We start from the raw sequence: 14,643 nt of genomic DNA on the forward strand, positions 1-14,643 counted from the left end.
GGCCCGCTCACGCCGTCGGGACGAACGCCCGGCGCAGTCCCGGCCTTCCCGCGACCCCCATCTTGCGGTAGACGGCGGTGAGGTGGAACTCGACGGTGCGCACCGTCAGGTCCAGCTCGGCGGCGATCTCGCGGTTCGACCGGCCCGCCCTGGCCAGCAGGGCGACCCTGCGTTCCTGGGCGCTCAGCGCGGACTCCCCGTCCTGGCGCAGCAGCCGGTGCTCCAGCGCCCGCACGATGTCTGTCCATTGAGGACAGAAAGCGGCCGCCTCGCGCAGGCACCGCGTGTGCTTCCTGGCGCGCTCGACCTTGCCGCGGGCGAGCAGGAGCTGCGCCAGGTCGTGCCGCGCCCGCAACGCCTCCCCCGCCGTCGAGGACCGCCCCAGGTACGTGATCGCCTCTTCGAGCAGCACGTCGTCACCACCCCGTGCCAGCGCGGCGGCGTGCAGGCCGAGCCCGATCGCCCGCGGCCCGCCCCACCGCCGCGCCGCGACCAGGTCCTTGTCGGCGCAGATCCGGGCGAGCACGAGGTCTCCGCAGCCGGCGGCGGCCAGCGCGGCCGAGGACCTCCAGGGCAGCACCGCCGGGTTGACGACACCCCGGGACTCGAGCAGCCGCCCGCATGCGAGGAACTCGTCCAACGCCGGCGCGTGCCGCTCCTCGGCCAGCAGCAGCCGTCCGCGCGCGAAGTGCAGCTCGGCGTCGTCCGGGTGCCCGGCCGGTGCGCCGGCCAGGCGCTCGGCCTCCAGCACAGCACGCGCCCTGCCGGGATCACCGGCCTCGGTCAGCGCCAGGACGAGCCACGCCACCGCGACGAGCCGCAGCCGGGCGTCGCCGGTGGGAGCGCTTTCCAACAGCCGGACCGCCGCACGGGGATCGCCGCGCCGCAGCAGGATCCGGCCACCGAGCAACGCGTGGACGTCACCGCGCACACCGGTGGCGCCCGCCCAGCGCCGGTGCGCCGGACCGATCTCGTCCGCGTGGGTCAGGACCAGCAGCGCCTGCCAGAAGGTACCGGCGTCCAGCGGTTGCGCCGAGTCCAGCACGCGCAGCGCGGCCCCGGCGGCCCCGGCCCGGCCGGTACCGCGGTTGGCCGCCTGCACGGCTCGGAACACGAGCGCCCGCCCGGCTCCGGGTCTCCGCTCGGCAAGGCCGCCCGGCACGGGGATGAGAGCGCTCACATCAGGTCCGTCCGACGCCGTTCCCGAATCGAGCGCACGGGCCACGACGGCCTCGACGAGCCGATCGGCCTCGGTCCAGCGTCCGTTGCGGATCAAGTCGGTTCGCGCGCGGTGAACCTCGTCGACCGTGTCGCAGTTCATCACTCCGGCGGTGTCCTTCCTGCTCGGATCACACCAGAATCACTGTCACCAATTGATACGCGGCGGCCGAGACCGTCTCATATGGACGATCACATGGTCTGGACCTTACCGAAGAACACACCGTGCGTGAACCGCGAGTTCGCGCCTTTTCGCCGCTGGGCAAACCGGGCCCGGCAGAGCATTCGAAGGATGTCCGGGCCGGGTCCTACTGAGCGAACAACGCGGCGCAGTGGTCGGCGAACGCTTGCGCGCGGCGCGTCAGCGGCCCGTTCGCCCAGCCCAGCACCACGGGCGTCGTGGGCACCTCGTCGCGCAACGGCACGGCGACCACCTCCAGCCCTTCGTACGACCGGCCCAGCGCGGGCTGCTGCACGGTGAGCGAGTACCCGATCCCCCGCGCCACCAGCGACCGCGCGAGCTCGAAGCCGCGCGCCCGGTGCGTCACGACCATCTCCACCCCGGCTGCCGCGAACACCGAGCGGAAGTAGCGCTCGCTCGGCGGAACGTCGAGCAGCACGAACGGATCCCCGTCCAGCTCGCGCAGCGCCACCGCACGACGGCGGCGCAACCGGTGGTCCGCGGGCAGGAGCACCTTCGGGGGCTGGTCGTACAGCGTCCGGGTCGTGATGCCCGGCACCAGGTCCTGGTCGTAGAGGAACGCGATCTCGCACCGCCCGGACACCACGTCCTCCCCGATCTCCGGCAGGCTCCCCTCGACGAACCGGACCGACACCTCCGGGTGTGCGCGCTCGAACGTGGCGATCGCGGCGGGCAGGTGGAACGGCGCGATCGGCGTGTAGCAGCCGACCGTGAGCACGCCGCCGATCTTCCGGCTGAGCCCGCGCGCCTCGACGCCGAGGTCACCCATCGCGCCGACCACGCGGCGGGCGTCCGCGAGCACCCGCGCGCCCGCCGCCGTCAGTGCGGCACCGCGCCGGGGCGACCGGACGACGAGCCGCAGGTCGAGCGCGCGCTCCAGCTCGCTCAACGCCAGCGAGACCGCACCTTGCGTGACGTGGCACCGGGCGGCGGCGCCGGTCACCGATCCCGTTTCCGCCACCGCGATCAGGTATTCCAGCTGCCGCACCGTCACGTTCGGCAAATTCATGAGCGCAGCTTATAGCTGGGTTCAGGAACTTGAGCTGGCCAAAACAGTCGCACTACCGGCACTGTCCCCAGTCGTGACCCGACCTCACCGCCACCCGTTCCGCCCGTACACCCCGCCGCGGGTGCCGATCGGCGAAGGACTCGACCGCGGCCGCGCGTTCCACCGCCTGCTGGACGAACGGCGGTCCGTGCGCTGGTTCTCGCCCGACCCCGTGCCGGCCGAAGCGGTCGAACTCGCCGTGCAAGCCGCGAACACCGCCCCGAGCGGAGCGCACCAGCAGCCGTGGCGGTTCGTCGCCACGCAGGACCCCGGGCTCAAGCACCGCATCCGTTCGGCGGCCGAGGAGGAGGAACGCCGCTTCTACCACGAGCGCGAAATCCCCGGCTGGCACGCGGCCCTGGCCCGCCTGGAGACCGACGCGACCAAGGAGTTCCTCGAAGTCGCCCCGTGGCTGGTGGTCGCGTTCGCGCAGAAGCAGCAGGACGGCAGAAAGACCTACTACACGAACGAAAGCGTCGGCATCGCCTGCGGTTTCTTCATCGCCGCGCTGCACACCATGGGCCTGGCGACGCTGACGCACACGCCGAACCCGATGACGTTCCTCAGCGACCTGCTGGGCAGGGAGGGCGAGCGGCCGTACATCCTCTTCCCGGTCGGCTACCCGGCCGACGACTGCGAGGTCCCGGACCTCCGCCGCAAACCGCTCGGCGAGGCGCTCACGTTCGCGGACGGGCTTGCCTGATCATCCCGCCGGCGAGGAGCATCGGTGCGTGGACGAACTGCGCGCGTTGCTCGCCAAGCACGCCCGGCCTGCCCTGACCACGGCGATCCCGGACGTGCTGGTCTCGAAGACCGCGGTCGCCGGGCCGCCCACGCCGTCGATGACCGGCACGATCCTCGCGTTCATCGCCCAAGGCCGCAAACGCATCGCGGCGGGCGACCGCGTCTTCGACTACCGGGCCGGCCAGTACCTGGTCGCCTCGGTCGACCTGCCGATCACCGGCGGCTACGTGGACATCAGCCCGTCGGAACCCGCGCTCGGCCTCGGCCTGGTCCTGCGGCCCGACGAGGTCGCCCACCTCCTGCTGTCCCAGAACCTCCCGGCACCCACCGGCACCCCGGAGGGCCTGGCCGTCAGCGACGCGAGCCCCGAGCTCCTCGACGCCGTGACGAGGCTCGCGCGCCTGCTGGACCAGCCGCGCGACGCGCGGGCGCTGGCCCCGCTCGTCAAGCAGGAGATCCTCTGGCGGGTGATGACCGGCGAGCAGGGCGCGGCGGTGCGCCAGCTCGGCTCGCAGGACAGCAGCCTCAGCCACATCTCCCGGGCCGTCACGTGGATCCGCGAGAACTTCTCCGAGTCGTTCAAGGTCGGGAACGTCGCGCGGATCGCGGGCATGAGCGAGTCGGCGTTCTACCGCAACTTCCAGGCCGTCACGGGCATGAGCCCGATCCAGTTCCAGAAGCAGATCCGCTTGCAGGAGGCCAGGTTGCTGCTGGCGACGAACCGGGACGTGACGAGCGTGAGCCACCGCGTCGGCTACGACAGCCCGTCGCAGTTCAGCCGCGAGTACCGCCGCCGGTTCGGCACGCCGCCGAGCCGCGACGCCCGCCTCAGGCCGCAGCCCGCTCCCTGACGTCCAGGTAGACCGCGCGGACCTCCAGCGTCCGCTCGACCTTCTCGAGCACCGGGGCGAAGAACTGGCGCCGGTGCTCGGCGTCGCTCATCGAGATCACCGAGAAGTACATGCTGCCGAACGCCGCGAACAGCGTGGCGTTGCGCAGCATCGCCTGCGGCACCCCGAGCCACGAGAGGGCGGGCGGCGACCCGATCCACTGCTCGGCGATCTCCGGCGTGACGACGATCAGCCCCAGCAGCACGAAGAACGCGAACAGCGCGAGCCCGACGACGGCGGCCTGCACGAGCTGGCGGATCGCGAGCATCACCAGCAGGTTGCGCAGCTGCCGGCCGGTCAACCGCCTGGGCGGCAGCGGTGCGGCGATGTCGACGCCGGACAGCGGCGTGCCCTCGCAGGCGGCCCGCAGGACCTCCGGCCGCAGGTCCTGCTCCACCCGGCCGATCTCGTCGCGCAGCCGGGCCGCGGCCGCCAGCACGGTGATCGCGGCGAACAGCAGCACGACGAGGCTGACGCGGGGCCAGCGCAGCTGGTTCATCGCCTGCCACAGCTCACCGGTGAAGAACAGGAACAGCGTCACGAACAGCATCGGCGGCAACGCCCGCCCGAGCAGGTGCACGCTGTTGCGCAGGTCCGCGATCACGTGCCGGATCGCGGCTTTGAGCAACGCCCCGAGCCCGTAGGTGGTGGCGAGCATCGTCGCCACGAACGCGAACCCGAACACGACGGCGAACCACACCAGCGCGACCCACACCGAGTCGGTCTCGCGGTCGCCGTCCGGCGCGGTGAACTTGATGTCGATCGCGGACTGCACCAGCGGCGTGGCCACCGGGATCACCGCGTACGCGACCAGCACCAGCACCGTCGTGCGCGGCGAGAAGCTCGGCATCCGCCGCACGAACAGCGACAGCAGGACCCACGCCGACACCGTCGTCGCGACGATCAGCCCGAGCAGCAGCCACCGCGACAGCCCGGAGGACTGCTGCAGCACCAGCCACGCGAGGCTGCCGACGGCGACGAACGTCAGCGCCGGCGTCATCCGCGGCAGCACGTGCGACCGGAAGCCGTAGCCCTCGATCATGGTCGGCGCGCCCTGCCGCACGAACCACTGCTCGGTCCGCCGCAGCAGGACGTCCTCCGAAACCATGCCGGAGATCATCCCTCAGCGGTCGTAGAGCTTCGCCATCACGCTGAAGTAGTGGGTCGGCATGATGCGGGCGAGCGCGTCGAACACGTAGGCGTCCGGCCCCACCAGCACCCGCGACTTCCCCTTCTCGACGCCGCGGTGGATGATCTCGGCCGCCTTGTCCGGGGTCGTCAGGGCCATCTTGTCGAAGTCCGCCGCCATCTGCTCCCGCGACCGGCCGCGCACGTCGAGCTCGCTGTAGACGCGCGCGTTGCGGATGATGTTGGTCTTGATGCCGCCGGGGTGCACGGTGACGGCGGAGACGCCCGTGCCGCGCAGCTCTTGGCGCAGCGAGTCGGTGAAGCCGCGGACGGCGAACTTCGCGGCGCAGTAGGCGCTCTGGTTCGGCATGCCGACGAGTCCGAACACGCTGGAGGTGTTCACGACGACGCCGTAGTTCTGCTTCACCAGCTGCGGCAAGAACGCCCGCGTGCCGTGCACGACTCCCCAGTAGTTGATGTCGAACAGCCAGGTGTCGTCCTCGGGCACGGAGTCCAGCACGCTCGTCGAGGTGGCGACGCCCGCGTTGTTGAACACCGCGGCCAGCGGGAGGTCGAGCCAGTCCTCGACCTCCCGCGCGAACTCGCGGACGTCGCCCGCGTCGCGCACGTCGAGCACCCGCGTGAGGACCGGGCCGGTGAGCGAGGCCGCGGTCTTCTCCAGCTCGACCTCGTCGACGTCGGCGATGGCCACCGGGCACCCGTTGCGGGACAACCGCCGCGCGAGGCTGCGGCCGATCCCCGAGGCCGCCCCGGTGATCACCGCCGGACGTCCTGAGATCCTGCGGACCATGTCTGCTCCTGTCGTCGGGACGGCGGGGTCCCCACGTTAGCGGCGCAGCTCGGGGAACTGGTCGTCCCTCCACTCCCCGGACGCCTCGACGCCCGCCTCCTCCCGCGTGCGCAGGTCGACGCGGCGGATCTTGCCCGACACGGTCTTCGGCAGCTCGGAGAACTCCAGCCGCCGGATCCGCTGGAACGGGGCCAGGTTCTCGCGCGCGTGCCGCAGGATCTGCAACGCGGTCTCGCGGGTCGGCTCCCAGCCCGCGCTCAGCGCCACGTACGCCTTGGGCACGGCGAGCCGCAGGGGGTCCGGTGACGGCACGACCGCGGCCTCCGTGACGGCCGGGTGCTCGATCAGCACGCTCTCCAGCTCGAACGGCGAGATCTTGTAGTCCGACGCCTTGAACACGTCGTCCGTGCGCCCGATGTAGAACAGGTAGCCGTCCTCGTCGCGGCTCGCGACGTCCCCGGTGTGGTAGAAACCGCCGGCCATCGCCTCGGCGTTGCGCTCCTCGTCGCCGTGGTAGCCGACCATGAGCGACATCGGCCGTTGCGCCAGGTCGATGCAGATCTCACCCTCGTCCGCGAGCTCGCCGGTGATCGGGTCGACGAGCACGACCGGGACGCCGGGCAGCGGCCGTCCCATCGAGCCGGGCTTCACCTCCGCGCCCGGCACGTTGCCGACCGACAGCGTGGTCTCGGTCTGCCCGAAGCCGTCGCGGATCGTGAGGCCCCACTGCTCGCGGACCTGCTCGACCACCTCCGGGTTGAGCGGCTCGCCGGCGGCGACGACCTCCCGCAGGCTGCCGGGACCGCCGCTCAGGTCGGCTTTGATCAGCATCCGCCAGACGGTCGGCGGCGCGCAGAACGTGGTGACGCCCTTGGCGCGGATCTGGCCGAGCAACGCGGCGGCGTCGAACCGCGCGCAGTTGTGCACGAAGATCGTCGCCTCGGCGATCCACGGCGCGAAGAAGCAGCTCCAGGCGTGCTTGGCCCAGCCGGGCGAGCTGATGTTGAGGTGCACGTCTCCGGGGCGGATGCCGATCCAGCGCAGGGTGGTGAGGTGCCCGACCGGGTACGAGGTCTGGGTGTGCTCGACGAGCTTCGGGCGGCTGGTCGTGCCCGAGGTGAAGTACAGCAGCAGCCGGTCGTCCGCCCTGGTCCTCGGGTGCGGCACCGGGCTGTCGGACGCCTCCGCCGCCTCCGCGAAGTCGAGCCACCCCGCCGTGGCACCGCCGACGCTGATGAGCACGGGGCCGTCCTCGAACTTGCCGGCGTCCTCCACGCGGGCGACGACGTGCCGGACGGCGCCGCGCCGCAGGCGGTCGGCGAGGTCCGCCGGTCCGAGGGCGGTGGTGGTCGGCATGACCACGGCGCCGAGCTTCATCACCGCGAGCATCGACTCCCACAGCTCGACCTGGTTGCCGAGCATGATCATCACGCTGTCGCCCCTGCCGACGCCGTGCCGGGTGAGCCAGCGCGCGACGCGGTTCGAGCGGCGGCGCATCTCGTCGAACGAGTAGGCGCGCTCGGAGCCGTCCTCCTCGACGATGTGCAGCGCGGTGGTGGTGTTGCCCTCGGCGATCACGTCGAACCAGTCGTGCGCCCAGTTGAAGCTCGTGCCGAAGCTCGGCCACGTGAACGCTTCCGGGTCGCTGAGCACGAGGTCGCGGGCCGCGCGGTAGGTGTCGTGACTGGTCATCGTTGGCCTCCTGTTCCGCCGGCACAGAGGGTGGGGAGGGCTCGGCCGATCGGGATACCCCCGTCCGGGGGTGCACCCCTTTTCGAGGGTGCCGTCGTCAGCGAAACTGCTGGACGTGCCGTCAGACCGCTTCCAGGCGTTGCTGCCGCAACGGCTGGACATGCTCCGCCGAGCCACCGGGCTGCCCGTCGTGTTCGGCGGTGCCGTCACGCCCGGCCACGACCTGGTGCTGAGCAGCTTCTTCGGCACGCACGGCACGTCGTTGCGGGGACTGCGCATCGGCACCGGCCGCGGCCTCGGCGGCACCGCGATCGCGATGGGCACGGCGGTCCGCGTCAACGACTACGCCTCCACCCGGGCCATCACCCACGAGTTCGACCAGATGGTGGTCGTGGAGGAACGGCTCACCTCGGTGTTCGCCTACCCGGTGACGGTGCGCGGCACCGTGCACGGCGTCCTGTACGGGGCCGTGCGCGGGCAGGCGACCGTCGGTGACCGGGCGATCAGGATGGCCGGCGCCATCGCGCAGGGCTTCGCACAGGACCTGGACATGCCTTCACTGCACACACAAGCCGCACTCCGCGAACTGGCCGAGGTCACCAAGCTCGTCGGTGATCCCGTGCTGCGCGAACGGCTCCGCAAGGTCCACCGGAACCTCGGCGGCGAGGCTCCCGTCTCCGTCCCCACGGGCTTGACGCCCCGGGAGCTCGATACGCTCCGGCTGGCCGCGGTCGGTGCCTCGAACCGGGAGATAGCCGCCGAGCTAGGGTTGAGCACCGAAACCGTCAAGGCCTACCTCCGCAGCTCGATGCGCAAGCTGGGGGTGCACAACAGAACCGCCGCGGTCCACGCGGCGAGGTCGACGGGAGCGCTCTGAATGTCGTTGCTGCAGAAGGCCGTCACCGGCACGGACCGCCTGCTGTACAAGCTGACCGGCGGCAAGGTCGGGCTCGTGTCGTTCAGCGGCCAGAAGGGCCTCACGCTCATCACCACCGGCGCCAAGACCGGTGAGCGGCGCGAGAACCAGGTCCAGTACGTGGCCGACGGCGAGTCGATGCTGGTCGTCGGGTCGAACTGGGGCAAGCCGCACCACCCGGCGTGGACGGCGAACCTGCTGAAGAACCCGGACGTCCGGGTGAACGTGCGCGGCGACGTCCGCGACGTGCGGGCGACGCTGCTCCAGGGCGCCGAGCGCGAGGAGGCCTGGGCGAGGATGGTGCGGGCCTGGCCCGCGTTCCAGGACTACGTGAAGCGCTCGGGCGGTCGCGAGCTGCGGGTCTTCCGCCTCACCGCGCGCTGAGCCCACGCCGGCCAGGCGTCCACCTCACGGTTTTCCGCCGAGGTCGTCCAGGTACAGGCGGATCAGCTGCTCGTAGGTGTCGTCGAGCTCCTCCGGCAGGCCGAAGCCGCCACCCGACTCGATCGACGCGAAGCCGTGCACGATCACCCGCAGTCGCCGCGTGGCGTGGACGGCGGCCGAGCCCTCCAGGCCGTAGCTCCGCAGGGTCGCGTACATGACCTCGACGAGCTTCTGCCCCGCCGCCTTCTGCAGGTCGTCCTGCAGCGGGTTCATCGGAGCGGCCGCGTAGCGCTTCGGGTGCTGCCGGACGTACGCCCGGTACGCGTGCATGAGCGCGCGGACGGCGTCGTCCCCCGACCGGCCGAGGACAGCGCCGGTGAAGTGGGACGTCATGTCCTCCAGCACCCGCGCGCCGAGGTGGCCGCGCAGCTCCGCGAGGCTCGCGACGTGCTTGTAGAGCGACGGCGTGGCGACCCCGGTGCGAGCGGCGACGGCGGCGAGCGTCAGTCCTCCGACACCCTGCTCGTCGACCAGCTCCAGCGCGGCGTCCACGACCTTGGCGGTGGTGAGACCTGCTCGAACGGCCATAGCCCTCAAGCTAATTGGATTAGCTTGGCGTCGTCAAGGGCGCCTTTCTGACGATGTGACCCACAAGGGCGATAGTGGCCATCAGGGCGACGAGGCCACAGACGCCGTACCACCCGAACCGCACGAACGCCTGCACACCGAGCCACGATCCGACCGCACCGCCGATGTACGCGCACGTCATGTAGGCGGTGTTCAGACGTCCGCGATGGGTGTCGCTCAGGTCGTACATGCGGATGGAGTTGGCCACCGAACCGCACTGCATCGCCACGTCGAGCAGGAGCGTGCCGAGCACCAGGCCGACCAGCCCGGCGACGCCACCGGCACCGCCGAACGCGAGCACTCCGGCCGACCCCGCCACCGCGAGCATGCAGACGAGGTTCACCGGATCCGGTCCACGCCGGTCCACGATCCGCCCGGCGACCGGTGTCGCGGCCATAGTCACGAGGTTGACCAGCGCCAGCAGCCCGACGGCCTGCGCGCCGTAGCCGTACCGCGGACCGGTCAGCAGCAGCGCGACACTCCCCCAGACCGCGCTGAACGCCCCGAAGACCATCGCCTGGTAGCCGCACGACCGGCGCAGCTCGGGTTCGTCCCGCAGCAGCCGCAACGGTTCCAGCAACAGCGAGGGGTACGGCTGCCGCGTGTGCGGCTCGGTCGCCGGCAGCGCCCGCCACAGCGCCACGGCCATCACGAACGCGAGCCCGGAGGCCACGAGGTACGGCGCCCGCCAGTCCAGCCACTCCCCGAGCACGCCGCCGGCGGTGCGCGCGAGGAGCATCCCGCCGATCGATCCGGCGAGCATCGTCCCGCTGGCCACGCCCCGGTTCTCCGGGGACACCATCCCGGCCACCATCGGCCCGATGATCGGCGCGATCACCGTCGCGACCCCCACGGCCACCCCCGCGGCGAACAGCGGCCCGAACGACGGCGCGAACCCCGCGACGGCCAGCCCCGATCCGGTGGCGGTGAACAGCGCGGCGATCAACGGCCGGTACGGCACCCGGTCGCCCAGCGGCACCAGCAGGAAGATCCCGCACGCGTACCCGATCTGCGCGGCCGTGACGACCAGCGCGGCACCGCCCGCCGGGATGCCGAGCCCGGCGGCGACCAGCGGCGTGAGCGCCTGCGGGAAGTACACGTTGCCGACCGCCACACCGCACGCGACCGCGAGCAGCCACGTCATCCGCCGAGTCATGACCCGAACGCTGTCGGGCGCCACCACCCGGCGCAATCGAATTTGCACCCCGGGCCCCGGTCGCTGGGCTCATCGGGGGACGCACCTCACCCCACCGGGCGCGACGTCGGTGACGGCGAGACAGTTTCCGTCCAAACAGGACGGGTGGCACCGCTTCGCCCGGTCCGCTGTCCCAGTAGGACTGATCGCTCCCGTGGCCGCATTCGCGGGAACGCTCCCTGAGAGCGCTCTCATCTGACAAATTCCTGAAAACCTTTACACGTTGACCGAGAGTCACGGCATGACAACACTTCCGAACCACTGGGCGCACAACTAAACACCCCGAAAGGTCGGTTCGATGCAGCGACGCATCGGGACGGCCCTCGCCGCGGCCTTGATGGTCGCCGCGGGGATCACCGTCGCCACCACCAGCCAAGCTCCCCCTGCCAACGCGGCGGTGACCTGGGCCGACGAGTTCAACGCTCCCGCCGGCACCGGTGTCGACGGTGGCAAGTGGCAAATGGAAGTGGGCAACAACAACGGCAACAACAGGGAACATCAGTGGTACCAGGCGGGTACCTCGAACGCGGCGCACGACGGCCAGGGCAACCTGGTCATCACGGCCAAGCGTGAGAACCCCGGCAACTACAACTGCTGGTACGGCAGGTGTCAGTACACCTCCGCCCGCATCAACACCGCGGGCAAGTTCACCCAGACCTACGGCCGGTTCGAAGCGCGGATGAAGATGCCGCGCGGCAAGGGGATCTGGCCCGCGTTCTGGATGCTGGGTGCCGACATCAACACCGGCAACCCGTGGCCGGGCTCCGGCGAGATCGACATCATGGAGTTCCTGGGCCACCAGACGAACACCGTGTACGGCACGATCCACGGCCCCGGCTACTCCGGTTCCGGTGGCCTGCTGCACCAGTACAACGGCCCGAACTTCTCCGACGGCTTCCACAACTTCGCCGTCGACTGGCGTCCGGGTGAGATCGTCTGGTCCGTCGACGGCCAGGTCTACGGCCGCAAGACGCCCGCCGACCTCGGTGGCCGCGAGTGGGTGTTCAACAAGCCGTTCTTCATCATCATCAACCTCGCGGTCGGTGGTGAGTGGCCGGGCTACCCCGACGCCAGCACGACGTTCCCGCAGCAGCTCGTGATCGACTGGGTCCGCGTCTCCAACGACAGCCCGCCCGCCGGCGGTGGCTCGGAGATCCGCGGCATCGGCGGCAAGTGCCTCGACGTGCCCTGGGCGAACACCGCCAACGGCACGCCCATCCAGGTCGTCGGCTGCAACGGCAACGTCGCCCAGAAGTGGAGCCGTCCCGGTGACGGCACGATCCGCGCGCTGGGCAAGTGCCTCGACGTGTCCGGTGGCGGCACCGCCAACGGCACGGTGGTCCAGCTCTGGGACTGCAACGGGTCCGCCGCCCAGCAATGGGCCGTCAGCGGGGCGCAGGACATCGTGAACCCGCAGGCGAACAAGTGCCTGGACACCGTGGGAGGCTCCTCGGCGGACGGCACGAGAACCCACATCTGGCAGTGCCTCGGCGTTGCCAGCCAGAAGTGGCAGGTCTGAGTTCCCTCCCCGCCGGGTTGCGCATGGCCTGACGGGGAGGACAACGGCGCTGGACGTGAGCCCTCGCGGCGGATGGGTTCACGTCCAGCGCTTTCCCGTCACTCCGCCAGGAGCCTGGCGACGGCCCAGTCCTGCACCGCGACGCCGACCGACTTGAACACCGTCCGCCCCTCCCGCAGCGGCGGGTTCCCCAGCGCCGCACCGAGCTCGACGAGCGACTCGAGCCGCAGCACCCCGCTCCGCACGGCCCGGATGATCTCGCCGGCCTCGCTCAGCGCCGCCTCGACCTGGTCCACCACGACGACTCCCGCGGTCGCCAGCAGCTCCTGCGGCAGCTCCCGCATCACCGGCCGGTACGACCCGATCGCGTTGACGTGCACCCGGTCCTCCAACGCCTCGCACCGGAACAACGGCACCGTCGACGCCGTCGCACAGCACACGACGTCCGCGCCCTCCACCGCGCTCTCGGCGTCGGCGGCCACCTCGACGACCGTGTCCGGCAACTCGTCGGCCAGGCCCTCCAGCAACGCCTCGGCCTTGCGGGCGTGCCGGTTGAACACGACGAGCTTCTTCAACGGCCGCACCGCGTGCACGGCCCTGATCTGGTCCGCCGCCTGCGCACCGGCCCCCAGCAACGCGAGGTGCGAGGCGTCCTCGTCCGCCAGCAGGTCCGTGGCCACCCCCACCACCGCGCCGGTCCGCAACGTCGTGAGCGGCACCGCGTCCGTCACGAACTGCCCGTCCGGGTGCGAGTACACGACCGTGCCGGTGATGACCGGATCGCGCTCGACCTCGATGCTGACCACCTTCACCGCGGTCGACCGCGTGGGCCGGTGGTGCACCGCCATGACGAGCGACCGGCTGTCGCCGAACGCCTGCCGCGGCGGCAGGTCGAACTCCTCCGCGGCGAGCCCGGCGAACGCGGCGCGGACGGCTTCGATCGCTGCGGGCATCGTCATGGTTCGGATCGTAACGACCTTCGGGTTACGATCTCCGTCCACGTCGCAGAGAGTGAGAACGGCACGCGGTGTCAGCGCCCAAGGTGTTCCTGAGCCACAGCACCAAGGGGGACGACGATGCCGCCACTATGCGTCGCCACTTGGAATCCGAACTCCGGGCCCGTGGCTGGCAGGTGCTGGTCGACGAGGACGGCCTGCGCGGTGGCGAGGAATGGCGCAGCGTCCTCTACCACTGGATCGCCGACTGCGACGCCGCTGTCGTGCTGATGAGCGACAAGGCGCTGAACTCCCCGTGGGTCAGGCGCGAGATCAACCTGCTGCTGTGGCGCAGAGCGCTCGGCTCACCCCTGACCATCGTGCCGGCCGAACTCTCCCCCACCACCGATACGGGCGCACCAGAGCTCAACGACCTGCGCGAACTCCAGTTCGTGCGGCGGGGCGACCTCGCGCCCGCCTCGTTCGCCACCGCCATCGCGGCCCGGCTCCCCGACCTGGCCGAGCCCGCCCTGGCCCCCTCGGACCGGATGCGGCTCTGGCTCGCCGACGTCGCGGCGTGCCTGCGCGACGTCACGGAGGCCGAACCGCTGCGTGCGGCGGCGCAGGCGCTGGACGCTCACGAGGAGGAGTGGCACTTCCCGTCCATCCGGGAGGGCCAGCGGTTCCTGGCACACCTGCTGCTCGGCCGGACCAGCGCCGGCCGCATCCACACAGCGGTCGAGCACATCGCCCGACCGGCGTCGTCCAGGCTGCGGCAGCTCATCGGACTGGTCACGCCGACGTGGGTGGACGGCGAAGCGGCCCGCGCGTTGCTGCCGGAGCACCGCCAGACCTACGCCGTGCTCAACGCGGAATACACCGAAACGGCGGAGCAGTACGTGCGACGAGCGGCCTGCTGCGCGCTCAACTACCGCACCGCGCAGGTCGGCGTGGTCACCGGGGAGAACCTGGAGGCAGAGCTGCTGCGTGACTGCGAACGCGCGGTGCGCGACCTGGCCGACCTGCTGCCGGATGACGACCTGACCGACGACGTCGAACCACTCGACAGCCAGGTCTGCTTTCTGCTGGTGCACCTCAACGACGCGGTCTTGACCTCGGTCGCACGGGTCGTGCTGCGGCTGCAGGAGAGGTTCGCGTGGTTGAACGTGGTTGTGCTGACCGGGAAGGCGGTCGACCCCGCCGACCAGCGGTGGCATCGGAAGGCGATCGTGCTGCCCGCCCTGGAGGCGGGCGAGGAGATGCTGGCACGGCGCACAGGCCGCCGGTTGCAGAAGTTGCTCGACGAGGTGACGAGTTGAGGAGGAGTGCGGCTG

At 71.0% G+C, this 14,643-nt stretch carries 14 protein-coding genes; 6 read left to right on the forward strand and 8 right to left on the reverse strand.

The features are described 5' to 3' along the window. Nucleotides 1-7: 7 nt before the first annotated feature. Complete coding sequence (locus L6E10_RS37825) at nt 8-1,180, reverse strand: LuxR family transcriptional regulator (RefSeq protein ID WP_236224967.1); 1,173 nt, start codon at nt 1,178-1,180, stop codon at nt 8-10. A 346-nt stretch (nt 1,181-1,526) separates the two neighbouring features. Further along, complete coding sequence (locus L6E10_RS37830; protein ID WP_236224968.1) at nt 1,527-2,429, reverse strand: LysR family transcriptional regulator; 903 nt, start codon at nt 2,427-2,429, stop codon at nt 1,527-1,529. A 73-nt stretch (nt 2,430-2,502) separates the two neighbouring features. Here L6E10_RS37830 and L6E10_RS37835 point away from each other — a divergent pair, with 73 nt between their 5' ends. Both L6E10_RS37835 and L6E10_RS37840 read left to right on the forward strand, forming a co-directional pair. Beyond that, on the forward strand, nt 2,503-3,171 hold the full coding sequence (locus tag L6E10_RS37835) for a nitroreductase family protein (protein WP_236224969.1): 669 nt from the start codon (nt 2,503-2,505) through the stop codon (nt 3,169-3,171). 28 nt (nt 3,172-3,199) lie between these two features. Beyond that, nucleotides 3,200-4,063 carry an AraC family transcriptional regulator gene (locus L6E10_RS37840; protein WP_236224970.1) on the forward strand — a complete coding sequence of 288 codons (864 nt, stop codon included), beginning with the start codon at nt 3,200-3,202 and terminating at the stop codon, nt 4,061-4,063. On the opposite strand, the gene L6E10_RS37845 is transcribed toward L6E10_RS37840, so the two are convergent. Genes L6E10_RS37845 through L6E10_RS37855 form a run of 3 tightly spaced genes read right to left on the reverse strand, consistent with a single transcriptional unit; the run spans nt 4,041 to nt 7,733 of the window. Next, nucleotides 4,041-5,210 carry a hypothetical protein gene (locus L6E10_RS37845; protein WP_236224971.1) on the reverse strand — a complete coding sequence of 390 codons (1,170 nt, stop codon included), beginning with the start codon at nt 5,208-5,210 and terminating at the stop codon, nt 4,041-4,043. The genes L6E10_RS37840 and L6E10_RS37845 overlap by 23 nt on opposite strands. Before the next feature lie 15 nt (nt 5,211-5,225). Next, nucleotides 5,226-6,041: an SDR family oxidoreductase gene (locus L6E10_RS37850; RefSeq protein ID WP_236224972.1), complete on the reverse strand. Its 816-nt coding sequence runs from the start codon at nt 6,039-6,041 to the stop codon at nt 5,226-5,228. A 36-nt stretch (nt 6,042-6,077) separates the two neighbouring features. Next, nucleotides 6,078-7,733, reverse strand: a complete 1,656-nt coding sequence (locus L6E10_RS37855; protein ID WP_236224973.1) for an AMP-binding protein — start codon at nt 7,731-7,733, stop codon at nt 6,078-6,080. Nucleotides 7,734-7,848: 115 nt separating this feature from the next. Here L6E10_RS37855 and L6E10_RS41090 point away from each other — a divergent pair, with 115 nt between their 5' ends. Both L6E10_RS41090 and L6E10_RS37865 read left to right on the forward strand, forming a co-directional pair. Then, nucleotides 7,849-8,610 (forward strand): LuxR C-terminal-related transcriptional regulator, encoded by a 762-nt coding sequence (locus L6E10_RS41090; RefSeq protein WP_236224974.1) that lies wholly within the window; start codon nt 7,849-7,851, stop codon nt 8,608-8,610. Then, the gene (locus L6E10_RS37865; protein ID WP_236224975.1) at nt 8,611-9,033 is read left to right on the forward strand and encodes a nitroreductase family deazaflavin-dependent oxidoreductase; all 423 of its coding nucleotides are present in this window, start codon (nt 8,611-8,613) and stop codon (nt 9,031-9,033) included. A 24-nt stretch (nt 9,034-9,057) separates the two neighbouring features. Here the strand turns inward: L6E10_RS37865 and L6E10_RS37870 are convergent, their stop codons facing one another. Then, the gene (locus L6E10_RS37870; RefSeq protein WP_236224976.1) at nt 9,058-9,621 is read right to left on the reverse strand and encodes a TetR/AcrR family transcriptional regulator; all 564 of its coding nucleotides are present in this window, start codon (nt 9,619-9,621) and stop codon (nt 9,058-9,060) included. Between the two features lie 19 nt (nt 9,622-9,640). Beyond that, entirely contained in the window at nt 9,641-10,816 is a 1,176-nt protein-coding gene (locus tag L6E10_RS37875; protein ID WP_236224977.1) for an MFS transporter, read from the reverse strand. Between the two features lie 337 nt (nt 10,817-11,153). Between L6E10_RS37875 and L6E10_RS37880 the strand changes: the two genes are divergently transcribed. After that, nucleotides 11,154-12,374, forward strand: a complete 1,221-nt coding sequence (locus tag L6E10_RS37880) for a glycoside hydrolase family 16 protein (protein ID WP_090103666.1) — start codon at nt 11,154-11,156, stop codon at nt 12,372-12,374. 98 nt (nt 12,375-12,472) lie between these two features. Here the strand turns inward: L6E10_RS37880 and L6E10_RS37885 are convergent, their stop codons facing one another. Next, on the reverse strand, nt 12,473-13,333 hold the full coding sequence (locus L6E10_RS37885; protein WP_236224978.1) for an ornithine cyclodeaminase family protein: 861 nt from the start codon (nt 13,331-13,333) through the stop codon (nt 12,473-12,475). Between the two features lie 83 nt (nt 13,334-13,416). Between L6E10_RS37885 and L6E10_RS37890 the strand changes: the two genes are divergently transcribed. After that, on the forward strand, nt 13,417-14,628 hold the full coding sequence (locus tag L6E10_RS37890; RefSeq protein ID WP_308102974.1) for a toll/interleukin-1 receptor domain-containing protein: 1,212 nt from the start codon (nt 13,417-13,419) through the stop codon (nt 14,626-14,628). Nucleotides 14,629-14,643: the final 15 nt, after the last annotated feature.

Origin of the sequence: Lentzea sp. CC55, assembly GCF_021056325.1 — a bacterium.
Taxonomy (GTDB): domain Bacteria; phylum Actinomycetota; class Actinomycetes; order Mycobacteriales; family Pseudonocardiaceae; genus Lentzea; species Lentzea jiangxiensis.